Annotated in this window: 19 protein-coding genes; 14 read left to right on the top strand and 5 right to left on the bottom strand. The window is 74.5% G+C overall.

Going from position 1 to position 23,438, the window contains the following annotated elements; translation table 11 throughout:
• Positions 1–42: 42 nt before the first annotated feature.
• Positions 43–795 (bottom strand): TIGR03089 family protein, encoded by a 753-nt coding sequence (locus tag ACFVQZ_RS04335; protein ID WP_383619572.1) that lies wholly within the window; start codon positions 793–795, stop codon positions 43–45.
• 126 nt (positions 796–921) lie between these two features.
• Between ACFVQZ_RS04335 and ACFVQZ_RS04330 the strand changes: the two genes are divergently transcribed.
• From ACFVQZ_RS04330 to ACFVQZ_RS04320, 3 genes are all read left to right on the top strand, one after another.
• Entirely contained in the window at positions 922–2,499 is a 1,578-nt protein-coding gene (locus tag ACFVQZ_RS04330; protein ID WP_383619570.1) for an N-acetylmuramoyl-L-alanine amidase, read from the top strand.
• A 103-nt stretch (positions 2,500–2,602) separates the two neighbouring features.
• On the top strand, positions 2,603–3,685 hold the full coding sequence (locus ACFVQZ_RS04325) for an NDP-sugar synthase (RefSeq protein WP_030497942.1): 1,083 nt from the start codon (positions 2,603–2,605) through the stop codon (positions 3,683–3,685).
• A gap of 53 nt (positions 3,686–3,738) precedes the next feature.
• Entirely contained in the window at positions 3,739–4,686 is a 948-nt protein-coding gene (locus tag ACFVQZ_RS04320; RefSeq protein WP_030497943.1) for a DNA-3-methyladenine glycosylase, read from the top strand.
• Between the two features lie 15 nt (positions 4,687–4,701).
• Here the strand turns inward: ACFVQZ_RS04320 and ACFVQZ_RS04315 are convergent, their stop codons facing one another.
• From ACFVQZ_RS04315 to ACFVQZ_RS04305, 3 genes are read right to left on the bottom strand one after another with little or no spacing between them, the layout of a single operon-like run.
• Complete coding sequence (locus tag ACFVQZ_RS04315) at positions 4,702–6,006, bottom strand: coenzyme F420-0:L-glutamate ligase (RefSeq protein ID WP_383619567.1); 1,305 nt, start codon at positions 6,004–6,006, stop codon at positions 4,702–4,704.
• Complete coding sequence (gene cofD / locus ACFVQZ_RS04310) at positions 6,003–6,959, bottom strand: 2-phospho-L-lactate transferase (RefSeq protein WP_383619565.1); 957 nt, start codon at positions 6,957–6,959, stop codon at positions 6,003–6,005. The genes ACFVQZ_RS04315 and cofD overlap by 4 nt, the downstream gene beginning before the upstream one ends.
• Positions 6,960–6,972: 13 nt before the next feature.
• Positions 6,973–7,476 (bottom strand): cupin domain-containing protein, encoded by a 504-nt coding sequence (locus ACFVQZ_RS04305; RefSeq protein ID WP_030497946.1) that lies wholly within the window; start codon positions 7,474–7,476, stop codon positions 6,973–6,975.
• Positions 7,477–8,158: 682 nt separating this feature from the next.
• Between ACFVQZ_RS04305 and ACFVQZ_RS04300 the strand changes: the two genes are divergently transcribed.
• From ACFVQZ_RS04300 to ACFVQZ_RS04290, 3 genes are all read left to right on the top strand, one after another.
• Positions 8,159–8,425, top strand: coding sequence for a WhiB family transcriptional regulator (locus ACFVQZ_RS04300; RefSeq protein WP_030497947.1), 267 nt, complete (start codon positions 8,159–8,161; stop codon positions 8,423–8,425).
• Positions 8,426–8,690: 265 nt separating this feature from the next.
• On the top strand, positions 8,691–12,431 hold the full coding sequence (locus ACFVQZ_RS04295) for a glycosyltransferase (protein WP_383619563.1): 3,741 nt from the start codon (positions 8,691–8,693) through the stop codon (positions 12,429–12,431).
• On the top strand, positions 12,428–13,954 hold the full coding sequence (locus tag ACFVQZ_RS04290) for a DUF5719 family protein (RefSeq protein ID WP_383619561.1): 1,527 nt from the start codon (positions 12,428–12,430) through the stop codon (positions 13,952–13,954). The genes ACFVQZ_RS04295 and ACFVQZ_RS04290 overlap by 4 nt, the downstream gene beginning before the upstream one ends.
• Before the next feature lie 18 nt (positions 13,955–13,972).
• Here the strand turns inward: ACFVQZ_RS04290 and ACFVQZ_RS04285 are convergent, their stop codons facing one another.
• Complete coding sequence (locus ACFVQZ_RS04285; protein ID WP_030497950.1) at positions 13,973–14,440, bottom strand: metallopeptidase family protein; 468 nt, start codon at positions 14,438–14,440, stop codon at positions 13,973–13,975.
• A gap of 310 nt (positions 14,441–14,750) precedes the next feature.
• Here ACFVQZ_RS04285 and ACFVQZ_RS04280 point away from each other — a divergent pair, with 310 nt between their 5' ends.
• From ACFVQZ_RS04280 to ACFVQZ_RS04245, 8 genes are all read left to right on the top strand, one after another.
• A complete protein-coding gene (locus ACFVQZ_RS04280) occupies positions 14,751–15,179 on the top strand; it encodes a DUF3499 domain-containing protein (RefSeq protein ID WP_081959668.1) in 429 nt (142 codons plus the stop codon).
• 126 nt (positions 15,180–15,305) lie between these two features.
• Complete coding sequence (locus ACFVQZ_RS04275; protein ID WP_383619559.1) at positions 15,306–16,667, top strand: phosphomannomutase/phosphoglucomutase; 1,362 nt, start codon at positions 15,306–15,308, stop codon at positions 16,665–16,667.
• A 102-nt stretch (positions 16,668–16,769) separates the two neighbouring features.
• Positions 16,770–16,952, top strand: coding sequence for a Trm112 family protein (locus ACFVQZ_RS04270; RefSeq protein WP_030497953.1), 183 nt, complete (start codon positions 16,770–16,772; stop codon positions 16,950–16,952).
• A gap of 107 nt (positions 16,953–17,059) precedes the next feature.
• The gene (locus tag ACFVQZ_RS04265) at positions 17,060–18,205 is read left to right on the top strand and encodes an SIS domain-containing protein (protein WP_383619557.1); all 1,146 of its coding nucleotides are present in this window, start codon (positions 17,060–17,062) and stop codon (positions 18,203–18,205) included.
• Positions 18,206–18,324: 119 nt separating this feature from the next.
• Positions 18,325–19,476 carry a mannose-6-phosphate isomerase, class I gene (gene manA / locus ACFVQZ_RS04260; protein ID WP_383619555.1) on the top strand — a complete coding sequence of 384 codons (1,152 nt, stop codon included), beginning with the start codon at positions 18,325–18,327 and terminating at the stop codon, positions 19,474–19,476.
• Positions 19,477–19,542: 66 nt separating this feature from the next.
• Positions 19,543–20,508, top strand: a complete 966-nt coding sequence (locus ACFVQZ_RS04255; protein WP_030497956.1) for a cation diffusion facilitator family transporter — start codon at positions 19,543–19,545, stop codon at positions 20,506–20,508.
• 299 nt (positions 20,509–20,807) lie between these two features.
• The gene (ahcY, locus tag ACFVQZ_RS04250) at positions 20,808–22,262 is read left to right on the top strand and encodes an adenosylhomocysteinase (protein ID WP_383619553.1); all 1,455 of its coding nucleotides are present in this window, start codon (positions 20,808–20,810) and stop codon (positions 22,260–22,262) included.
• Positions 22,263–22,374: 112 nt separating this feature from the next.
• Positions 22,375–22,992 (top strand): hypothetical protein, encoded by a 618-nt coding sequence (locus tag ACFVQZ_RS04245; protein ID WP_383619551.1) that lies wholly within the window; start codon positions 22,375–22,377, stop codon positions 22,990–22,992.
• Positions 22,993–23,438: the final 446 nt, after the last annotated feature.

Below are 23,438 nucleotides of genomic sequence, written 5' to 3'. Positions count from 1 at the left end.
GGGGGCGGGAACCGCCGCCCCCGCGCCCCGCCCGGCCGTCCGTCAGAGCGCCGTGGCGGTGACCCGCTCGCTCCCGATGCGCTGCTCCAGCGCCTCCGGCGCCAGCTCGCCCACGTTCCGGCACAGCACCACGGAGCCGCCCGCGGCCAGCGGCGCGTACAGCCCGGCCGAGAGCCCGTCCCAGCCGTCGTACGGCAGCCCCGACAGCAGCCGCGAGCCGGGGCCGAGCCCGAGCCGCACGGCGTCCAGCCGGGCCTGTTCGACGAGCTGCGCGCCGCTGCGTTCCGTACCGTCGACGACGAGGGCGGGCGCGTCCGCGTCGACCGGCGCGAACGGCACGAAACGGTCGCCCTGGCCCGGCACCTCGACCGCGTAGTCCGTGTACCCGGCGGGGGCGACCGGGAAGCGGCGGCCCAGCGGTGCCAGCGAGAGCGCGATCCGCTCCCCGGAACAGGCCAGGCCCGCCTCCAGCCCGTCCGGCCCGGCCACCACCAGGTCGGCGTCCGCGGGATCGCCGCCCAGCTCGGCCGTCACCCCGACGGAGGAGCAGGCGAGCAGCCAGACGGCCGTCTGCCAGTGGGCGGGCAGCAGCAGCGCGAGCCGGTCGCCGGGTTCGGCGGACAGCTCGCCCTGGAGCAGATTGGCGGTCTTCGCCACCCAATTGGCGAAGGTGGCGACGGACAATTCGACCCGTTCACCGGTGGCGTCGTCGTAGTAGGTGACCAGAGGGCGGCCGGGGTCCGCGGCGAGCGCGGATCGCAGCAGGTCGGCGGGGGTGCGGTCGCTGGCGTTCACGCCGCACAGGGTACGCGGGCGGGCGCGCCGCGCTGGGCCGTACCGGTGACGGCGTCCTCCGGTCGGCCGGATGTGCGGTCCCTCTCCCGGCGCGCGCCGGGCCCGCGGAATGCCCACGATCGGCCCATGCGTGCCTCACTCGCCTCCTCGATCGCCGTCGCCTGCGCGGCCGCGCTCGCCCTGCCGGTCACCCTCGCCGCCCCCGCGACGGCCACCGCGCGCCCGGCGGCGACCGCCCTGCCACCGGCGCAGGACGAGCTGCCCGGCTCCACCCAGTCGCTCCCGCTCCGCCCGCTGGGCCCGTCGTCCCGCTCCGTCGGCCCCGACGGCGGCGCCGCGGCCGAGCAGGGCCTGACCCGGCGCGACGTCAGCCCCTTCTCGCTCGTCGGCGTGGTCTGGGACGACCCGGCGGCCGTCCTGCGCGGCACGGTCCAGGTCCGCACCCGGTCGGCCGCCGACGGCGTGTGGTCGGAGTGGCAGGACGTCGAGACGCACAACGAGGAGCACGGCGCCGACCCCGCGACCGCCGAGGGCGCCGCCGACCGGCTCCGCGGCGCGACGGCCCCGCTGTGGGTGGGCGACTCGGACGGCGTCGAGGTCCGCGTACGGGCGGAACGGGACGGCCACGCCGACCACCCCGGCCACGGGCACGGCACCGGCCGGGCCGCCTCCGAGGAGGCCCCGCTCCCGGCCGGCCTCCGCCTCGAACTCGTCGACCCGGGCGAGGACCCCGCCGCCGCCCCGGCCCCCGGCACCCGGGCGATGGCCCCGCCCGCCGCGCTCACCGCCGCCGAGGCCGCCGCGAGCGACGCCAACCGCGGGCTCGCCCCGCACGGCGCCACGGTGATCCCGGCGGAGGCGACGGAACCCGCGGAGCCGGCGGAACCTCTGGAGGCGGCGGCCCCGGAAGAACCCGCGCACCCCGCCGCCCCGGCCGAGCGCGCCGTCCCGGCCGAGGACGCCCAGGCCACCCCCGTACGCCCCGGTGTCCCCGTCCACCTGGGCACCCCCGCCCGGCGGGCCGACCCCGGCCGGCAGGCGGCACCCGCTCCGCAGGCCGCGCCCGCCCAGGCGGCGGCGGGGAAGAAGAAGCCGTACATCGGCCCCCGCCCGAAGATCATCACCCGCAAGGGCTGGGGCGCCGACGAGAAGATCCGCGAGAAGGGCTTCGTCTACACCAAGACGATCAAGGCGGCCTTCGTCCACCACAGCGCGACCGGCAACAACTACACCTGCCGCCAGGCCCCCTCCGTCCTGCGCAGTATTTACCGCTACCACGTGAAGAGCAGCGGATGGCGTGACTTCGGCTACAACTTCGCCGTCGACAAGTGCGGAAACATCTACGAAGGCCGGGCCGGCGGAGTGGCGAAACCGGTCCTCGGCGCGCACACCCTCGGCTTCAACACCCACAGCATGGGCATCGCCGTCCTCGGCACCTACACCCGCACCACCCCGCCGGCCGCCGCCGTGACCGCCGTGGCCCGCCTGACGGCCTGGAAACTCGGGCTCCACGGCATCAACCCCAAGGGCACCCAGACCCTCGTCTCCGGCGGCGGCAACCTCTACAAGAAGGGCCGGAAAGTCACCTTCCGCACCATCGCCGGGCACCGTGACGGTTTCGCCACGGAGTGTCCCGGCGCCCGTCTCTACGGCAAGCTCGGAACCGCCCGGACCTCCTCGGCGAAGTACCAGGGGCGAAGCTGATGGGGGCGCCGAGGCAACCATCTGCATAAACTGACCGGTCATATCGCACGGACGACCGAGACGGGCGCGCTGACCGGCCCCGAACAGGAAGCAGAGACGACAGGTGACAGAAGCGATCCTCCTGGTCGGTGGCAAGGGCACACGGCTGCGACCGCTCACGGTCAACACGCCCAAGCCCATGGTCCCGGCGGCGGGCGTCCCCTTCCTGACGCACCAGCTGGCCCGGGCCAAGGCCGCCGGCGTCGAGCACATCGTGCTCGCCACCTCCTACCTCGCGGAGGTCTTCGAGCCGTACTTCGGCGACGGCTCGGACCTCGGGCTGAGCCTGGAGTACGTGACGGAGGAGGAACCGCTCGGCACCGGCGGCGCGATCCGCAACGTCGCCTCCCGCCTGCACTCGGGCCCCGACGAGCCCGTGCTGATCTTCAACGGCGACATCCTCACCGGCCTCGACATCCGCGCCCTGGTCGCCACCCACGCCGACTCCGGCGCGGACGTCTCCCTCCACCTCACCCGCGTCGAGGACCCGCGCGCCTTCGGCCTCGTCCCCACCGACGAGACGGGCCGGGTGACGGCCTTCCTGGAGAAGCCGCAGACGCCGGAGGAGATCGTCACCGACCAGATCAACGCCGGCGCGTACGTCTTCCGCCGCTCGGTGATCGACACTATCCCCGCCGGCCGCCCGGTCTCCGTCGAGCGCGAGACCTTCCCGGAGCTGCTGGCCTCCGGCGCCCACCTCCAGGGCATGGTCGACTCCACGTACTGGCTGGACCTCGGCACCCCGCAGGCGTTCGTCCGCGGCTCCGCCGACCTGGTCCTCGGCCGCGCCCCGTCCCCGGCCGTCCCCGGCCGCTGCGGCGACCGCCTGGTCCTGCCCTCCGCCCGGGTCGCCCCCGACGCCAAGCTCACCGGCGGCACGGTGGTCGGCGCGGACGCCACGGTCGGCGAGGGCGCCCGGGTGTCCGGCTCGACCCTGCTGGCCGGCGCGGTCGTCGAGCCCGGCGCGGTCATCACCGACTCCCTCATAGGCGCGGGCGCCCGCATCGGCGCCCGCTCGGTCCTGAGCGGCGCGGTCATCGGCGACGGCGCCCACGTGGGCCCCGACAACGAACTCCGCGACGGCATCCGCATCTGGTGCGGCGCCACCCTCCCGGCGGGCACGGTCCGCTTCAGCTCGGACCAGTAGGTCTGCGGCCGGGCGGGTCAGGGGGGGGAACCCGCCCGGCTACGCTCATACGCATGTCCGGCCGCTTCGTCCCCAAACCCACCCGCACCACCGTGCGCGGCGGAGACGCCGGCGAGCCCGCGGTCCCGCCGGACCTCGGCCTCGTCCTCGGCCCGCTCCGCAGGGGCCCGTACGACCCCACCTTCCGCGTCACGCCCGACGGCTCGGTGTGGCGCGCCAGCCGCACCCCGCAGGGCCCGGGCACGGTCCGGGTGCGGGTGTCCGGCGGCGAGGTGACGGCCGACACGTGGGGGCCGGGCGCGGCCTGGCTGGACGAGCGGCTGCCCGCCCTGCTGGGCGCCGAGGACGACCCCGCGGCGTTCGTCCCGCGCCACAAGCTCGTCCTGGCGGTCCACCGCCGCCGCCCCGGGCTGCGCCTCACCCGCACCGGCCTGGTCCTGGAGTCGCTGATCCCGTCCGTCCTGGAGCAGAAGGTCACCACGACCGAGGCGTACGGCTCCTGGCGCACCCTGGTCCGCCGGTACGGCGAACCGGCCCCCGGGCCGGTGCCCGACGGCCTGTACGTGATGCCGGACGCCCGCACCTGGGCCCGCATCCCGTCCTGGGAGTGGCACCGGGCGAACGTCGACGGCAAACGCGCGGCCACCGTCGTCCGCGCCGCCCAGGTGGCCCCCCGCCTGGAGGAGGCGGCCCTCATGGAGCCGGCGGAGGCCCGCCGGCGCCTGGAGCTGATCCCCGGCATCGGCCCCTGGACCTCGGCGGAGACGGTCCAGCGCAGCAACGGCGCGCCCGACGAGGTCACCACCGGCGACCTCCACCTGCCCGGCATCGTCGGCTGGGCGCTGGCGGGCGACCGCACGGCCGACGACGCGGCGATGCTGGAGCTGCTGGCCCCCTACGCGGGGCAGCGTCACCGGGCCGCCCGGCTGATCCTCCTCAGCGGCCGGACCCCGCCCCGCCGGGCCCCCCGCTTCGCGCCGAACGACATCACCCGGATCTGAGTCCGGGCGGTCCGCTCAGCGCACCTCGACGAAGTCCCCCGCGTGCCGGGCCGGACGGTCCTTCGGCGGGGCCGCGGGGCGGCCGATGGCGACGGCGCCCATCGGGTCCCAGGTGGCGGGCAGGCCGAGCACGTCCCGGACGACGTCCCGGCAGAACATGGTCGAGGAGACCCAAGCCGAGCCGAGCCGTTCACCGGCCAGCGCGACCAGGAAGTTCTGCACTCCGGCGCCGGCGGCGACGACGAACATCTCGCGTTCGGCGGCGTCGCGGCGCGGGTCGCCGTAGTGGTGGGAACCGTCCATGACGAGGCAGGGGACGGCCAGGTAGGGCGCGTCGCGCAGTACGTCGCCGCGCCGGATCCGCCGGGCGACGGACTCCTCGGACTTCCCGTCCCGCCGCAGGTCGGCGATCCACGCGTCCCGCATGGCGTCGAGCAGCCGCAGCCGCGACTCCGGGGACTCCAGGAGGACGAACCGCCACGGGGTGGTGTGGTGCGGGGCGGGCGCCGTGACGGCCGCCGCGACCGCGCGCCGCACCGCCCCGGGGTCGACGGGGTCGTCGGTGAACTCCCGTACCGTCCGCCGCAGCGTCACCGCCTCCCGCACGGCCTCCGAGGTGCCCAGCCGGAACATGTCGTCGGCGGCGGACCGCACCAGCGCCCGGGCCCCCGGCTCGTCGTCGCCGCCGACCAGGTGCGGCAGGCCGCGCACGACGGCGACGGGCACGCCGGTGGCCTTGCCCTTCACCAGGTCGCCGGCGGCGGCGAGTTCGTCGGCGGTGGCGACGACGGTGACGTTCAGTTCGTTGCCGTGGGAGTCGGTGACGCCCCGCAGGTCGTCCAGGACCCGCACGCCGGCCGCGCCGATCGCCACGTCGGTGAGCCCGGAGCGCCAGGGCCGGCCGAAGGTGTCGGTGACGACGACGCCGACGTCCACGCCGAGCGCCTCGCGCAGCCCGGCCCGGATCCGCCGGGCCGACCCGTCGGGGTCCTCCGGCAGCAACAGCACGGTCCCGGCAGGGGTGTTGGAGGCGTCGACGCCGGCGGCGGCCATCACGAGGCCCTGCCGGTTCTCGACGATCCGCAGGGTGCCGCGCCGCGCCACCACCCGGACGGTCTCGGCGTCGATGGCGTCCTCGCGGTCGCCGGCGGCGACGATCCGCCCCTCCGCCTTGCTCACGATCTTGGAGGTGACCAGCAGGACGTCTCCGTCCTCCAGGCCGGGCGAGGCGGAGGCGATCAGCTTGGCGAGGTCGTCGCCGGGCGCCACCTCGGGCAGCCCGGCGATCCCCCACACCCGGTACGAGGCCGCGGCGGTCACCGGCGTACCTCCTCGGCCAGCGCGAGGGCGGCCCGCGCCATCGCGGCGGTCGCGTCCACGTCGGTCATCATCAGCGGCACGGCCCGGCAGGCGATGCCGGCGGCCTCGACGTCCGCGACGGAGCCGGCGTCGACGGTGTCGACGAGCCAGCCGTCGAGCAGGTCCGGGCCGTAGTGGCGGGCGACGGCGGCGGCCGTCGCCTCGACGCCGACGGCCGCGAGGACCCTGTCGGCCATGCCGCGCACGGGCGCGTCGCCGACGATGGGGGAGAGGCCGACGACCGGGGCGGGCGCGGCGGCGACCGCCTCGCGGATGCCGGGCACGGCGAGGATGGTGCCGACGCTGACGACGGGGTTGGACGGCGGGAAGAGGACCACGTCGGCCTCGGCGATCGCCTCCAGCACGCCCGGCGCGGGCTTGGCGGCCTCGGCGCCGACGGGCACGACGGCCTTCGCGTCGACGGAGGCGCGCAGCTTCACCCAGTACTCCTGGAAGTGCACGGCCCGCCGCTCGCCGTCGACCTCGATGGCGACGTGCGTCTCGACGCGGTCGTCGGACATCGGCAGAAGCCGTACGCCGGGCTGCCAGCGGGCGCAGAGCGCCTCGGTGACGGCGCTCAGCGGGTAGCCGGCGCCGAGCATCTGGGTGCGGACGATGTGGGTGGCGAAGTCCCGGTCGCCGAGGCCGAACCACTCGGGTCCGACGCCGTACGCGGCGAGCTCCTCCTTGACGGCGAACGTCTCGTCCGCGCGGCCCCAGCCCTGTTCCTCGTGGATGCCACCGCCGAGGGTGTACATCACGGTGTCGAGGTCGGGGCAGACCTTGAGTCCGAAGAGGTGGATGTCGTCACCGGTGTTGCCGACGACCGTGATCTCCGCCTCGGGGACGGCCTGCTGGAGGCCGCGAAGGAAACGGGCACCACCGATGCCGCCGGCCAGAACCACAATGCGCATGCCCCGCAGTCTGTCAGGCGCGCGCGGGCTCCGGGGAGGCGCACCGGCCCTGGAGGGACTCGTGCATGGGCATCTCGGTCAGTCCGGGGAAGTACACGTGCAGGCTGACGGCGGGTTCCAGCGAGTCGTTGACGACGTCGTGGACGTATCCGGGCGCGAAGACCCGCTGGGTGCCGGGCCGCAGCGTGCGCGTGCCGTGCTCCGTACGCTCCGTCAACTCGCCCCGCAGGACGGTGAGGACGCCGGAGGAGCGGCCGTGGTCGTGCGGGCCGCTGCCCTGGCCGGGCACCCAGGAGAGCAGCCACACCTCGTAGCCGGGGCCTGTGCGCAGGCGGTGGTACCAGCGGGTGGTGGCGTCGTACTCGACGTGCGGGGCCCACCGGGCCGGGTCGGCGGCGATCTCGCGGGCGAGGCCGGCGAACTCGGCGACGGTGACGGGGTGCTCGCGCTCGGGCTGGAGCAGGTGCGGGACCTCCATGAGGTCGCCGGCGATCTGGAGGTCGCTGTCCATGTTCATGGGTGGGGTGGTTCCTCAGCAGAAACGTAGGGGTGACGCTGGGGGGGCGAAAGGCAAAGAGGCGGAAAGGCCAGGCGGGAAGCAGGGCCGGCCGGGACGGGCCGGCGGAGAGCTGGAGCGCTACGGCATCAACAGCTGGGACAGCAACAGCAACAGCGCGCCTGGACAGCGCGGCGGAACCCACGGGCGTGGGTCGCGGAGGGCGCTGCGGTCGCTGGCATGCCACCAAAGTGGCCGGAGTGGTACCCGACTGTCAACTCAATGCCCGATTTGGGGGTAATGTTTCACCTCATCCGGTTACTCCGTCCGGAGAAAGGTTTGCTCAGCCCCGGACCAGGCAATACGGCGCAGCAGTCGGACCTGGGCGGGGCGGCGGCGGAGCACGGTCCGTGACCGGACTGTGATCCGGATCGCTTCCCCGGCCGGATCGCAACAAGATCCAAGCCCCGTACGTCCTTCTGGACGGAGGTCCGACACGGCGGGAACGGCCGGTGGCATGTGTCACGTTTTTTGGTGATTTGAACACTTACCGCATAGGCTTGGTTCCGCAGAGTGAATACGGGGCCCAATAGCAGATCTCGGCTTGACTCGCACAGAGCACGAACTTGTAATTTCACTCGTGTCGTTCGGCCGTTTCGAGCACGGCCACACCACGGGACGCACAGACGGACGAGGGGCGCAGATGACCGAGTTGTTCCAGGAACTGCTGCTGGTCGAGGACGCGGACGAGGAGATCGGCTGGCAGGAGCGCGCACTGTGCGCCCAGACCGACCCCGAGTCCTTCTTCCCCGAGAAGGGCGGCTCGACCCGCGAGGCCAAGAAGGTCTGCCTCGCCTGCGAAGTCCGCTCCGAATGCCTGGAGTACGCCCTCCAGAACGACGAGCGCTTCGGCATCTGGGGCGGCCTCTCCGAGCGCGAGCGCCGCCGCCTCAAGAAGGCCGCCGTCTGACCCCGCCCCACCGCAATCCCCCACGGTCCGCACCTGTGCCCGGCACAGCGGCGGACCGTCTCTTTTGCGCCACACCCCGCCCCCGCCGCCACCGGCGCCCCCGCCGCGAGCCCCCGGCCGGAGGGCGGGCGGCACACCCCCGCGAGCCCCCCCCGGCACCCCGCGCCGACCGGCCACCCCGACCGCAGCCACTAGTGTGGGCCTCCGTCCAAGCCGCTCCCACGCCCCACCCCGGGGCGACCCCGGCCGGAGGGCCCGCAGCTCGATGTCCTCAACTCCTGAGTTCCCCAGGCACGTCGTCACCGCCGTGCTCGTCACCCACGACGGAGCCCGCTGGCTGCCCGACGCGCTCTCCGGGCTGCTCGCCCAGGAACGCCCGGTGCAGAGCGTGATCGCCGCCGACACCGGCAGCGCCGACGACTCCGCCCAGCTCGTCGCCGACGCCGTCGGCGCCGACCGCGTCCTGCACCTCGCCCGCCGCACCGGCTTCGGCGCCGCCGTCGACGAAGCCGTCCGCACCGCGCCCGTGCTCGGACCCGAGGACCTGCCCTACCTCAAGCGCCCCAGCGGCTGGGACCCCGTCAGCCGCACCTGGAACGACGACGCGTACGACCTCCCCGACCTCCCGCACGGCGAACCCGTCCAGTGGCTCTGGCTCCTCCACGACGACTGCGCCCCCGAACCCGGCGCCCTCGCCGCACTCCTCCGCGTCGCCGACGCCGACCCCGAGGCCGCCGTCCTCGGCCCCAAACTCCGCGGCTGGTACGACAGGAAGCAGCTCCTCGAAGCCGGCGTCACCATCGCCCGCAGCGGACGCCGCTGGACCGGCCTCGACCGCCGCGAACAGGACCAGGGCCAGCACGACCAGATCCGGGCCGTCCTCTCCGTCTCCACCGCCGGCATGCTCGTCCGCCGCGACGTCTTCGAGGAACTCGGCGGCTTCGACCGCCGCCTGCCCCTCATGCGCGACGACGTCGACCTCTGCTGGCGCGCCCACGCCGCCGGCCACCGCGTCCTCGTCGCCCCCGACGCCGTCCTCCGGCACGCCGAGGCGTCCGCCCGCGAACGCCGCACCGTCGACTGCGCCGGCCGCACCGCCGCCAGCCCGCACCGCGTCGACAAGGCCGCCGCCGTCTACACGCTGCTCGCCAACACCCCCGGCCGCGCCCTCCCGTACGTCTTCCTCCGCCTCGTCGTCGGCACCCTCCTGCGCACCCTCGGCCTCCTCATCGGCAAGGCCCCCGGCCAGGCCATGGACGAGATCACCGGCCTCCTCACCACCGTCCTGCGCCCCGAGCGGATCCTCGCCGCGCGCAAGCGGCGCAAGAACCCGGCCGTCCCGCCCGCCGACTACCGCCCGCTCTTCCCGCCGCCCGGCGCCACCGTCCGCGCCGCCGCCGAACAACTCGTCGCCCACTTCGGCGCCGACGACACCGACACCGGCTCCCGGCACGGCGCCGTCGAATCCGGACCCGGCGGCGACGACGCCGACTTCCTGGAGATCGAGCAGTTCGCCCGCCTGAAGAAGATCGCCCGCAAACCCGGCCCGGTCCTCTTCGCCCTCCTCCTCGTCGTCTCCCTCGTCGCCTGCCGCAACCTCTTCGCCGGCGGCTCCCTCGCCGGCGGCGTCCTGCTGCCCGCCCCCGACACCGTCTCCGCGCTGTGGGGCAGCTACGCCGACGCCTGGCACACCCTCGGCACCGGCGGCACCCAGACCGCCCCGCCCTACCTCGGCATCCTCGCCGCCCTCTCCGCCCTCTTCCTCGGCTCCACCTCGACCGCCCTCACCGTGCTGCTCGTCTGCTCGGTGCCGCTCGCCGGCCTCACCGCCTACTTCGCCGCCCGCGGCCTCGTCGGCTCCCGCCTGCTGCTCGCCTGGGGCGCCGTCGCCTACGCCTTCCTGCCCGCCGCCACCGGCGCCCTCGCCACCGGCCGCCTCGGCACCGCGATCCTCGCGATCCTGCTGCCGCTCATGGCCCGCGCCGCCGTCGCCGCCCACGGCTTCCACCGCCCCGACCGCGGCAGCTGGCGCGCCACCTGGACGTACGCCCTGCTGCTCACCGTCACCACCGCGTTCACCCCGGTCGTCTGGCCGCTCGCGGTCCTCCTCGGCCTCGGCGTCCTCGCCGTCCGCCGCGACGACCTCACCGCGTACGCGCTCCGCTTCCTCGCCGCCGTCGGCGTCCCCGTCCTCGCCCTCGCGCCCTGGTCGCTCTCCCTGCTGACCAGCCCCGCCGGCTTCCTCCACGAGGCCGGCCTGGACCTGCGCACCGGCACCGCCACCGCCCTCGACCTGCTCGCGAGCAGCCCCGGCGGCCCCGGCACCACCGGCGGGATCCTCCTCCTCGGCCTGGTCCTCGCCGCGCTCGCCGCCCTGCTGCGCGAGGAGCGCCGCTTCGCCGTCCTCGCCGCCTGGACCGCCGCCCTCGCCGGCCTGCTCCTCGCCGCCCTGACCAACGGCGCCGGCGGCACCGGCTGGGCCGGCCCCGCCACCCTCGTGTACGGCGCCGCCCTCATCGCCGCCGGCGTGCTCGGCGCCGAGGGCGGACGCACCCGCGTCGCCGCCCACGGCTTCGGCTGGCGCCAGCCCGTCGCCGCGCTCGTCGCCCTCGCCTGCGCCCTCGGCCCCGCCGTCGCCGCCGCCGGCTGGATGATCGGCGGCGCCGACGGCCCGCTGAGCCGCCGCGACCCCGTCCAGGTCCCCGCCTTCGTCGCCGAGGAGAGCGGCCAGGCCGACCAGCCCCGCACCCTCGTGCTCTCCGGCAGCTCGCCCGGCGCCGTCGACTACACCCTCGTCCGCGGCTCCGGCGCCCGCCTCGGCGACGCCGAACTCACCGCGAACGCCGCACCCGACCCGCGCCTCGACTCCGTCGTCGCCAAGCTCGTCGCCGGCTCCGGCGCCGACCAGACGCAGGAACTCAGCGCCTTCGCCATCCGGTACGTGCTCGTCAAGGACGGCTCGCCGCGCCAGATGAGCCGCGTCCTCGACACCACCCCCGGCCTCTCCCGGCTCAGCCAGCTCGACGGCGCCGCGCTCTGGCGCGTCGACCGCGAGATCGCCCGCGTGATGATCGTCCCGCCCGCCGCCAAGGCCGGCGCCGAACCCGGCAAGGCCGTCCTCGTCCCCGCCGGACCCGTCGAGGCGCACGCCGACATCCCCGCCGGACCCGCCGGACGCGTCCTGCGCGTCGCCGACCGCGCCGACGAGGGCTGGACCGCCACCCTCGACGGCACCGCCCTCACCCCCACCACCGTCGACGGCTGGGCCCAGGGCTTCCAGCTCCCCGCCAACGGCGGACGCCTCGCCCTCACCTACGACGAGCCGCTCGCCCACACCGCCTGGATCTGGACCCAGATCGGCCTCGCCGTCCTCCTCGTCGTGCTCGCCCTGCCCGGCCGCCGCCGCGAGATCGACGACGACCTGCCCGAGGAGGAGACGGCCGTCCCCGCCCAGGCCGTCGAGGGCGACGGCCGCCGCGCCCGCCGCCTGCGCGCCGCCGCCGAGGCCGAGACCGCCGCCGCGGCCGCCGCCGAGGCCCCCGACGCCTGGCCGGACACCGACACCGACCGGCCCGCCGAAGCCCCCGCCGTCCCCGGTCAGCAGACCGCCGACCCGGACCCGTGGGACGGCACCGCCCGGGAGGCCCACCCGCCGCAGGAGTACGCCGCCGCCTACGACCCGCAGGGCTACGCCCAGGAGTACGCCGCCGACCCGTACCAGCAGCAGGCGTACGCGTACCCCCAGCAGGGCTACGACCAGGCCCAGGGCTACGACCCGCAGACCGGCTACCCCCCGGCCTACGACCAGGCGCAGGGGTACGAGACCCACCAGGGCCCCTACCCGGCGCAGGACTACGGGCAGGGCCAGGCGTACGACCCCCAGCAGACGCCCCAGGGCTACGACCCGCAGGCCTACCCCCACGAGGGCTACGCCGACGGCTACGGCCACGGGTACCCGCAGGGCCACGACACCGAGCAGCGTCCCGACGGGAGCAGCACCAAGTGAAGCGCACCACCCTCTCCCTGATCGCGGTCGCCACCGCGCTCGCCGCCGTCACCGGCTTCGCCGCGATGACCGCCCCCGGCGAGCCCGCCGCCGCGCCCGCCGCCGCACCGCAGGCCGCCCGCCTCCCCGTCGAGCGCACCAGCCTGCTCTGCCCCGCCGCCAGCACCTCGGAGATCGCCGAGACGCGGGTCACCTCGTACACCCCGCCCGGCACCGCCGCGGCCCCCGCCGCCGGCGCCGGCAAGACCGCCGAGCCCAGCGCCGTCCTCGCCGTCGCCAAGAACCCCAACGCCGGCAAGAAGGGCAAGGCCAAGGCCCCCAAGGCCCCCGCCTCCGTCACCGCCCCCGGCAAGCCGGTCTCCGCCGACACCGAGGGCGCCGTCACCCACGGCCTCGCCGGCACCGCCACCGGCACCCTCGCCCCCGGCTGGACCGTCCAGCAGACCACCCTGGTCACCGCCGGCGCCGCCCGCGGCCTCCTCGGCGTCACCTGCTCCCCGCCCGACACCGACTTCTGGTTCCCGGCCGCCTCCACCGCCAAGGGCCGCGCCGACTACCTCCACCTCACCAACCCCGACGACACCCTCGCCGTCGCCGACATCGAGCTGTACGGCCCCGAGGGCGAGCTCAAGACCACCATCCCCGAGGGCGTCCAGGTCCCGCCGCGCTCCACCGTCCCCGTCCTCCTCGGCCCCCTCGTCACCGAGGGCGCCCTGGAGAACCTGACGGCCCACGTCACCACCCGCGGCGGCCGGGTCGGCGCCGCCCTCGGCGCCGCCGCCGACGGCGTCGGCAGCGACTGGCTCGCCGCCTCCGCCGACCCGGCGGCACGCGTCGTCCTCCCCGGCGTCCCCGCCGACGCCACCGGCGTCCGGCTCGTCGCCTTCGCCCCCGGCGAGTCCGACGCCGACCTCAAGATCCAGCTGGTCACCGCCAACGGCACGATCGTCCCCGCCGCCGCCGACTCCCTGCACATCAAGGCCGGCATGACCGCCGCCGTCGAACTGCCCGACCTCGCCCGCGGCTCCGCCTCCGCGCTGCTGCTCACCCCCACCGACCCCAAGCGGCAGACCCCGGTCGTCGCCGCGCTCCGCGTGGTCCGCGGCAAGGGCTCCGAACAGGAACTGGCCTTCATCCCGGCCGCCGCCCCCGTCACCGCCCGCGCCACCGTCGCCGACAACCGCGCCGAGGGCACCGCCCTCGCGCTCACCGCCCCCGAGGCCGCCGCCCAGGTGAAGGTCACCGCCTCGGCCGGCACCGGCGGCGGAGCCCCCGCCACCCGGACCGTCTCCCTCAAGGCCGGCACCACCACGGTCCTCACCGACCTCGCCCCCAAGGGCGTCAAGGGCTCCTACGCGCTCACCGTCGAACCCGTCGCCGGCGGCGGACCGGTGTACGCGTCCCGCGCGCTCACCACCACCGAGGACGACGTCCCGATGTTCACCGTCCAGACCCTCGCGGACGACCGCGGCACCGTCCAGGTCCCCACCGCCCGCCGGGACCTCACCGTCCTCGACGACTGACCGGCCCCCGGTACGGGCTCAGTCCTGCCCGTACCGGGGATCGACCGACTCGGGGGAGAGGCCCAGCAGCTCGGCGACCTGCTCGACCACCACCTCGTGGACCAGCAGCGCACGCTCGTCGCGCGTCTTCGACCGGATCTCCACCGGCCGGCGGTACACCACGACCCGCGCCGGCTCCCGCTTCGCCGCCGGCACCGAACCGCCCAGCGGCACCGTCGTCTCGCCCGCGACCGGCGGCGGCACCTCCATGATCATGAACTCGACGTCCTGGAGCTGCGGCCACCGCCGCTCCAGCCGCTCCACCGAGTCCAGCACCAGATCCCGGAAGGTGTCCGCGCGGCTCAGGGAGAGCGGGACCTGCGGCGGCGCGACCGGCCCCCGCATCCCGCGGCCGTGCCGGTCGCGGCGGCGGGCCCGCGGCTCGGCCGGCGGCTCCCCGGAGCTCTGCGGGGGGTGCGGCGGCCCGGGCGGCACAGGAGTGTCCATCACTGACGCAGCGTAACTCTCCTGGGTCACTCCGCACCGTGGCGAGGACCCGCCGATCCGCGCGCCCCACCCCCCTCGCGGCTCCGTCCCGCCCCCGCCGCCTGTCGCAACCCGACCGTTCCGGCCGCTCCGGGGAACGATTCGGCTTCCGGACGCGATCGGCCATCTGGCCGCCTCTGACCGGAAACCTCCCCCTCCGTGTCCGGATCGCCCCCCGTGCCACCCCCCGTCCACCCCCTCCACCGCAGGTCAGAACGGGCACCACCCGAAAGGGGGTGGCAGACGTCACACCGCGACACGGTGGAGTGACCTGGGGGAGAGTCGTCGCGGCCCGCTCAAGAGTGCGGTACCGTCCAACGTCGTGAGCCCTGTACGTCGCTGTTCGCGCACCGCGTGCGGCCGCCCTGCCGTCGCGACACTGACGTACGTCTATGCCGACTCGACCGCGGTCCTCGGCCCGCTCGCCACCTACGCCGAGCCCCACTGCTACGACCTGTGCGCCGAGCACAGCGAGCGCCTCACCGCCCCGCGTGGCTGGGAGGTCGTGCGGCTCCACGACGCCACCACCCCCACCCGCCCCAGCGGCGACGACCTCGAAGCCCTGGCCAACGCGGTCCGGGAAGCGGCCCGCCCCCAGGAACGCGCCGCCGAGGCCGGCAAGCCCGGCGGACGCGGCGGCGACCCCATGGAAGTCGGCCGCCGCGGCCACCTCCGCGTCCTCCGCTCCCCCGAGGACTGACCCCCGCACCGCCATCCGGGCGCCCCCGACGGGCCACCGCCCGACCGCACCACCCCCGACCCGGGTAGTTTGGGCGTTCCGCACACGCGCCGCACACGCGTGCCGAGAACTCAGGAGGGTGGATCCGTGACTGCCGATCTGTCGCAGATCGTGAAGGCGTACGACGTCCGCGGGGTCGTCCCCGACCAGTGGGACGAGAAGCTCGCCGAACTCTTCGGCGCCGCCTTCGTCCGCGTCACCGAGGCCGACGCCATCGTCATCGGCCACGACATGCGCCCCTCCTCGCCCGGCCTCGCCGACGCCTTCGCGCGCGGCGCCGCCCGCCTCGGCGCCGACGTCACCCTCATCGGCCTCTGCTCCACCGACCAGCTGTACTTCGCCTCCGGCAGCCTCGGCCTGCCCGGCGCGATGTTCACCGCCTCCCACAACCCGGCCCAGTACAACGGCATCAAGATGTGCCGCGCCGGCGCCGCCCCCGTCGGCCAGGACACCGGCCTCGCCGACATCCGCGCCCTCGCCGAGCGCTGGCTGGAGGAAGGCGCCCCCGAGGCCGCCGCCACCCCCGGCACCATCACCGAACGGGACACCCTCGCCGACTACGCCGCCCACCTCAAGGCGCTCGTCGACCTCACCGCCATCCGCCCCCTCAAGGTCGTCGTCGACGCCGGCAACGGCATGGGCGGCCACACCGTCCCCACCGTCTTCGACGGCCTCCCGCTCGACACCGTCCCGATGTACTTCGAGCTCGACGGCACCTTCCCGAACCACGAGGCCAACCCCCTCGACCCCAAGAACATCGTCGACCTCCAGGCCCGCGTCCGCGCCGAGGGCGCCGACCTCGGCCTCGCCTTCGACGGCGACGCCGACCGCTGCTTCGTCGTCGACGAGCGCGGCGAACCCGTCTCCCCCTCCGCCATCACCGCCCTCGTCGCCGCCCGCGAACTCGACAAGCACCCCGGCGGAACGATCATCCACAACCTGATCACCTCCTGGTCCGTCCCCGAGGTCGTCCGCGAACACGGCGGCACCCCCGTCCGCACCCGCGTCGGCCACTCCTTCATCAAGGAGGAGATGGCGAAGTCCGGCGCCGTCTTCGGCGGCGAGCACTCCGCGCACTACTACTTCAAGGACTTCTGGAACGCCGACACCGGCATGCTCGCCGCCCTCCACGTCCTCGCCGCCCTCGGCGGCCAGAACGGCACCCTCTCCGAACTCGTCGCCGCCTACGACCGCTACACCGGCTCCGGCGAGATCAACTCCACCGTCGCCGACCAGACCGCCAAGACCGCCGAGATCAAGGCCGCCTACGCCGGCCGGGACGGCGTCACCCTCGACGAGCTCGACGGCCTCACCGTCACCGCCGCCGACTGGTGGTTCAACCTCCGCCCCTCCAACACCGAGCCGCTGCTCCGCCTCAACGTCGAGGCCCGCGACCAGGCCACCATGGCCGAGGTCCGCGACGAGGTCCTCGCCCTCGTCCGCGCCTGACACCCCCGCCGGGAGCGGGGCCGCGCCGCTCGCCGAGCCGCGCCGCCCCGCCCCCGGCAGTAAGCTGACCAGCAACGATCACTCGGTACGAAGGGACACCCCATGCCGCTCGAAGCCGGCCTCCTGGAGATCCTGGCCTGCCCGGCCTGCCACGCCCCGCTGACCGACCGCACGGCCGACGAGACCCCCGAGCTGGTCTGCACCTCCGCCGACTGCGGCCTCGCCTACCCCGTCCGCGACGCCATCCCGGTCCTCCTCGTCGACGAAGCCCGCCGCCCGGCCTGACCCCACGCCGCGGGCACCCGCCCACCGGGCCCGGCAGGCGCCCGGCCCGGACCGCCACCCCGAGCGCCCGCGCCCGCACCGCACCCGCGCCCGCACCCGGAGGCCCCATGCTGGACGAGACCCTGCTCGACGCACCGGACGCGCTCGCCCTGGCCGACCGCCGCGGCCTCCTCCGCGGCGCCGCCGAGGCAGGCGCCCGCGTCCGGACCGCCGCCCGCCACGCCGCCGAGGCCGGCATCACCGACCTCCGCCCCGAAGGCCGCCCCCGCGCCGTCCTCGTCGCCGGACCCGGCACCGCCGCCGCCGGCGTCGCCGACCTGCTCGGCGCCCTCGCCGGCGCCTCCGCCCCCGTCGTACGGCTCGCCCCCACCGGCGTCGCCCCCGCCGCCGGAGCACTCCGCTGGACCCTGCCCGGCTGGGCCGGCTCCGTCGACCTCCTGCTGCTGCCCACCACCGACGGCTCCGAGCCCGGCCTCGCGCTCCTCGCCGAACAGGCGTACCGCCGCGGCGTCACCGTCGCCGCCGTCGCCCCCCAGGGCTCCCCGCTCTCCGAGACCGTCAGCGGCTCCCGCGGCCTCTTCGTCCCCCTCGCCACCGCCCCCCACGAGCAGCCCGACGAGTACGGCGAAACCCTCGCCGCCGGCCCCGGCGCCCTCTGGGCCCTCATCACCCCGCTGCTCGCCCTCCTCGACCGCGTCGGCCTCCTCGAAGCCCCGCCCGAGGCCCTGGAACGCGTCGCCGACCGCCTCGACCGCACCGCCGAACGCTGCGGCCCCGCCGTCGCCACGTACGCCAACCCGGCCAAGACCCTCGCCGCCGAACTCACCGAGTCGCTGCCCCTCGTCTGGACCGAGGGCGAAGCCGCCGGACCGGCCGGACGCCGCTTCGCCGCCGTCCTCGCCGAACTCGCCGGCCTCCCCGCCCTCGCCGCCGAACTCCCCGAAGCCCTCCCCGCCCACGGCGTCCTCCTCACCGGCGCCTACGCCGCCGCCGCCGACCCCGACGACTTCTTCCGCGACCGCGTCGACGACCCCCAGGCCCTCCGCGCCCGCGTCGTCCTCCTCCGCGACCGCCCCGCCGGCGGCCTCAGCGCCGCCCCCGCCGCCCGCGAACTCGCCCTCGGCCACGACACCGCCGTCAGCGAACTCGAACCCGAGGAGGGCGACACCCTGGAGACCCTCGCGGAACTCCTCGCCGTCACCGACTTCGCCGCCGTCTACCTCGCCCTCGCGACCTCGGGCCCCACGACCTGACAGCCCCGCACCCGACACCGGCGTACGGCCCGCGGCCACCCACCCGTCACCCGGGTGTCACCCGCCCCCTGTCATCTGTCGTCTGACACGCCACCGCCCCGAGGAACTGGAAAGCCACCATGGAACGCCTCGTCAACACCGTCCGCCCCTACGCCTGGGGATCCACGACGGCCATCCCGGACCTGCTCGGCACCGCCCCCACCGGCGAGCCGCAGGCCGAGATGTGGATGGGCGCCCACCCCGGGGCCCCCTCGCTCACCGCCCGCGGCCCGCTCAACGACCTCATCGACGCCGACCCCGCCGGCACCCTCGGCCCCGCCACCACCGCGAAGTTCGGCCCCCGCCTCCCCTTCCTCCTCAAGCTGCTCGCCGCCGGCGCCCCGCTCTCCCTCCAGGTCCACCCCGACCTGGAGCAGGCCCGCGCCGGACACGCCGCCGAGGACGCCACCGGCATCCCCCTGGACGCGCCCCACCGCACGTACAAGGACGCCAACCACAAGCCCGAGATGATCGTCGCGCTCACCCCCTTCGAGGGATTCTGCGGCTTCCGGCCTCCCGCCGAGGCCGCCGACACCCTCGCGGCCCTCGGCGTCGACTCCCTCAAGCCGTACGCCGACCTCCTCCTCGCCCACCCCGAGGAAGCCGCCCTCCGCGAAGTCCTCACGGCCCTGCTCACCGCCGAACCCCACGCCATGGCCCAGACCGTCACCGAGGCCGCCGCCGCCGCGGACCGCCTCGGCGGCGCCCACGCCCCGTACGCCCTCCTCGCCCACCACTTCCCCGGCGACCCCGGCGTCGTCGCCGCCATGCTCCTCCACCACGTCCGCCTCCAGCCCGGCGAAGCCCTCTACCTCGGCGCCGGAGTCCCGCACGCGTACGTCTCCGGCCTCGGCGTCGAGATCATGGCCAACAGCGACAACGTGCTCCGCTGCGGCCTCACCCCCAAGCACGTCGACGTCCCCGAACTCCTCCGCGTCGTCCGCTTCGAACCCGGCGACCCCGGCGTCCTGCGCCCCGAGGCGTCCCCCTCCGGCGAAGAGGTCTACGAGGCCCCCATCGACGAGTTCCGGCTCTCCCGCTTCGTCCGCGCCGAAGGCGCCGCCCCCACCGACCTCACCGCCGGCACCCCCCAGATCCTGCTCGCCACCGCCGGACACCCGAAAGCGGGCGAAACCACCCTCGCCCCGGGCGAATCGGTCTTCGTCCCCGCCGGGGAACGTGTCGAACTCACCGGGACGGGCACGCTGTTCCGCGCCACCGTCGTGGCCTGATGCAACAATGACCGGCCGTACGACGGCCACCGGGCCGGAGCACCGACGAAGGGAACAGACAGACCCATGAGCGCGTCAGGCGGAACCAAGGCGATCGTGGCGGCCCTCGCCGCCAACCTCGCGATCGCCGCAGCCAAGTTCGTGGCGTTCCTCTTCAGCGGTTCGTCCTCGATGCTCGCCGAGAGCGTCCACTCGCTCGCCGACTCCGGCAACCAGGGCCTCCTCCTGGTCGGCGGCAAGAAGGCCCAGCGCGAGGCCACCCCCCAGCACCCCTTCGGCTACGGCCGCGAGCGGTACATCTACGCCTTCCTCGTCTCCATCGTCCTCTTCTCCGTCGGCGGCATGTTCGCCATCTACGAGGGCTACGAGAAGATCAAGCACCCCCACGAGATCGAGGCCTGGTACTGGCCCGTCGGCGTCCTCGTCTTCGCGATCATCGCCGAGACCTTCTCCTTCCGCACCGCCATCAAGGAGTCCAACCAGGTCCGCGGCGGCCTCTCCTGGAAGGAGTTCGTCCGCCGGGCCAAGGCCCCCGAGCTGCCCGTCGTCCTCCTGGAGGACCTCGGCGCCCTCGTCGGCCTCATCCTCGCCCTCGGCGGCGTCGGCCTCGCCCTCCTCACCGGCGACGGCATCTGGGACGGCATCGGCACCCTCTGCATCGGCGTCCTGCTCATCCTCATCGCCATCGTCCTCGCCGCCGAGACCAAGTCGCTGCTCCTCGGCGAAGCCGCCGGCCTCGACGACGTGAAGAAGATCGAGGACGCCATCGTCGACGGCACCACCGTCACCCGCCTCATCCACATGCGCACCCTCCACCTCGGCCCCGAGGAACTCCTCGTCGCCGCCAAGATCGCCGTCGCCCACGACGACACCGCCGCCGACGTCGCCCGCGCCATCGACGCCGCCGAGGAGCGCATCCGCGCCGCCGTCCCGATCGCCCGCGTCATCTACCTGGAACCGGACGTCTACAGCGAGTCCGCCGCCGCGGCCGGCCCCGACCCCTCCGCCACCCCCGGCGGCAACGGCCACTGACCCCCGCACCACCCGCCGAACACCCGGCCGAGGCCCCCGGAGCGCACCCCGCGCCCCGGGGGCCTCGCCCGTACGGCCTGCGGGCCGTGGGCCGATCGGTGTAGATTCGTGACCAGCCAGACGTCGCTGCTGATGGCGGTCGGGCGGGCCCCCCGGGGGACCGGCCGAGGGAGAGAGGGCCTCCGACGACTGCACCGCGAACCACCCGGGCATCCGTGTGCCCGCAGGTGCCTCGACCGCGGTGTCAGGCGCCACCCCGTCCGTCCCTCGCACCCGATCCACGAGGAGCAGCACCCGTCATGACGACCGCCGCACACCAGGACTTCAAGGTCGCCGACCTCTCCCTGGCCACCTTCGGCCGCAAGGAGATCACCCTCGCCGAGCACGAGATGCCCGGCCTGATGGCGATCCGCCGCGAGTACGCCGAGCAGCAGCCGCTCGCCGGCGCCCGCATCACCGGCTCCCTCCACATGACCGTGCAGACCGCCGTCCTCATCGAGACCCTCGTCGCCCTCGGCGCCGAGGTCCGCTGGGCCTCCTGCAACATCTTCTCCACCCAGGACCACGCCGCCGCGGCCATCGCCGTCGGCCCGAACGGCACCCCGGAGAACCCGCAGGGCGTCCCGGTCTTCGCCTGGAAGGGCGAGACCCTGGAGGAGTACTGGTGGTGCACCGAGCAGGCCCTCACCTGGCCGAACACCCCCACCGGCGGCCCGAACATGATCCTGGACGACGGTGGTGACGCCACCCTCCTCGTCCACAAGGGCGTCGAGTTCGAGAAGGCCGGCTCCGCCCCGGACCCGGCCACCGCGGACAGCGAGGAGTACGGCCACATCCTCCGCCTCCTCAACCGCACCCTCGCAGAGTCCCCGCAGAAGTGGACCCAGCTGGCGTCCGAGATCCGCGGCGTCACCGAGGAGACCACCACCGGCGTCCACCGCCTGTACGAGATGATGCAGGCTGGCACCCTGCTCTTCCCGGCGATCAACGTGAACGACGCCGTGACCAAGTCGAAGTTCGACAACAAGTACGGCTGCCGCCACTCCCTGATCGACGGCATCAACCGCGCCACCGACGTCCTCATCGGCGGCAAGACGGCCGTGGTCTGCGGCTACGGCGACGTCGGCAAGGGCTGCGCGGAGTCGCTGCGCGGCCAGGGTGCCCGCGTCATCGTGACGGAGATCGACCCGATCTGCGCGCTTCAGGCCGCGATGGACGGCTACCAGGTGACCACCCTGGACGAGGTCGTGGAGACCGCCGACATCTTCATCACGACGACCGGCAACAAGGACATCATCATGGCCTCGGACATGGCCAAGATGAAGCACCAGGCGATCGTCGGGAACATCGGCCACTTCGACAACGAGATCGACATGGCCGGCCTCGCGAAGGTCCCCGGCATCGTCAAGGACGAGGTCAAGCCGCAGGTCCACACCTGGACCTTCCCCGACGGCAAGGTCCTCATCGTCCTGTCCGAGGGCCGCCTGCTGAACCTCGGCAACGCGACCGGCCACCCGTCCTTCGTGATGTCGAACTCCTTCGCGGACCAGACGCTGGCCCAGATCGAGCTCTTCACGAAGCCGGAGCAGTACCCGACCGACGTCTACACGCTGCCGAAGCACCTGGACGAGAAGGTCGCCCGCCTCCACCTCGACGCCCTCGGCGTCAAGCTGACGACCCTCCGCCCGGAGCAGGCCGCCTACATCGGCGTCAAGGTCGAGGGCCCGTACAAGCCGGACCACTACCGCTACTGATCCGCCCGCCCGGTCGTCGCGCACGACCGGCGGACGAGACGCCCCAGCAGGCCCCCGGCACCCGTGCCGGGGGCCTGCCCCGTTCCCCCCTCCACCACCCGAGGACCACGCGATGCCCCGCGGCCGCTACTCGCTCCACGACCCGCACGACCACACCCCCCTCGGCGAGGAGCACTTCCAGTGCGCCCCCGGCCCCTCCGGCTGGCGCTACGTCTCCCGGACCACCACCCCCGCCGGCGACCACCGCGGCTCCGTGGACCTGGCCGTCGACGACCTCGGCCGCCCCCTCCGCCTCGAACTCCACGCCTCGCACTGGCAGGTCCGAGGCGCCGCCCTCGACGGCGTCACCTGGGTCCGCACCGACCCCACCGGCACCCACGCCACCGAGGGCAACGTCCGCGCCCACGGCTTCACCGGTACGTCCCCGGCGTTCCTGGTCGCCCTCACCCGCCTGCTGCGCCTGACCCCCGGCGCCCCGGAGACCCGCGTCCGCCTGGTCGCCTTCACCGACCCGGTCCTCGCCCCCCTCACCGTCGACCAGTCCTGGTCGCTGCTGGACAGCGAGACGCACCCCACCGACGAGGGCGGCCTGATCGTGGACGCGTACCAGGTCAGCACCCTGGACACCGGCGAGCGCCACACCGTCCACATCGCCGGCGACGTCGTCCTCTCCGCCCCCGGCATCGAGCTGGAGGACCTCGACACCCCGCCCTCCGTCTTCCCCGCGTGAGCACCCACCGCGCCGATGTGCGCCGGCCCTCGCGGAGCTGGTACTGTCCTCCGGTGCCCGAGAAAGCCGTTGACACGGTGGCCTCGGGGAGGTAGATTCAGATGGTTGCCTGGAGTTGGACAACTCGGCAGCAATCAACTAGAGTCTGACTCTCACTCTCGATTTCATCGCGAATCACGAAAAGCCACCGATTCGGTAGCCGGAAATGATTCTGATAAAGTCGGGGAGCGCCGGAAGGCCCCGAGAAAAGCAATTCGGGACCGGAAAGCACCGAGGAAATCGGATCGGAAAGATCTGATAGAGTCGGAAACGAAGGAAGCGCCCGGAGGGCCTGGAAACAGGAACGAAGGAAGCGTCCGCACCTTGAGAACTCAACAGCGTGCCAAAAATCAACGCCAGATTAGTTGATACCCCGTCCAGCCGGATACCGGTTGGTCGAGGTTCCT

It is taken from the genome of Streptomyces sp. NPDC057854 (assembly GCF_042797055.1).
Classification (GTDB): domain Bacteria; phylum Actinomycetota; class Actinomycetes; order Streptomycetales; family Streptomycetaceae; genus Streptomyces.
The sequence above is the reverse complement of the archived record's forward strand: the minus strand, read 5'-3'. Positions and strand labels throughout refer to the sequence as shown.

Coding starts and splice junctions, on each gene's coding strand:
- ACFVQZ_RS04330 (WP_383619570.1), top strand. CDS start 922: ATGCGTGCCTCACTCGCCTCCTCGATCGCCGTCGCCTGCGCGGCCGCG.
- ACFVQZ_RS04320 (WP_030497943.1), top strand. CDS start 3,739: ATGTCCGGCCGCTTCGTCCCCAAACCCACCCGCACCACCGTGCGCGGC.
- cofD (WP_383619565.1), bottom strand. CDS start 6,959: ATGCGCATTGTGGTTCTGGCCGGCGGCATCGGTGGTGCCCGTTTCCTT.
- ACFVQZ_RS04305 (WP_030497946.1), bottom strand. CDS start 7,476: ATGAACATGGACAGCGACCTCCAGATCGCCGGCGACCTCATGGAGGTC.
- ACFVQZ_RS04300 (WP_030497947.1), top strand. CDS start 8,159: ATGACCGAGTTGTTCCAGGAACTGCTGCTGGTCGAGGACGCGGACGAG.
- ACFVQZ_RS04295 (WP_383619563.1), top strand. CDS start 8,691: ATGTCCTCAACTCCTGAGTTCCCCAGGCACGTCGTCACCGCCGTGCTC.
- ACFVQZ_RS04285 (WP_030497950.1), bottom strand. CDS start 14,440: ATGGACACTCCTGTGCCGCCCGGGCCGCCGCACCCCCCGCAGAGCTCC.
- ACFVQZ_RS04270 (WP_030497953.1), top strand. CDS start 16,770: ATGCCGCTCGAAGCCGGCCTCCTGGAGATCCTGGCCTGCCCGGCCTGC.
- ACFVQZ_RS04265 (WP_383619557.1), top strand. CDS start 17,060: ATGCTGGACGAGACCCTGCTCGACGCACCGGACGCGCTCGCCCTGGCC.
- manA (WP_383619555.1), top strand. CDS start 18,325: ATGGAACGCCTCGTCAACACCGTCCGCCCCTACGCCTGGGGATCCACG.
- ACFVQZ_RS04255 (WP_030497956.1), top strand. CDS start 19,543: ATGAGCGCGTCAGGCGGAACCAAGGCGATCGTGGCGGCCCTCGCCGCC.
- ahcY (WP_383619553.1), top strand. CDS start 20,808: ATGACGACCGCCGCACACCAGGACTTCAAGGTCGCCGACCTCTCCCTG.
- ACFVQZ_RS04245 (WP_383619551.1), top strand. CDS start 22,375: ATGCCCCGCGGCCGCTACTCGCTCCACGACCCGCACGACCACACCCCC.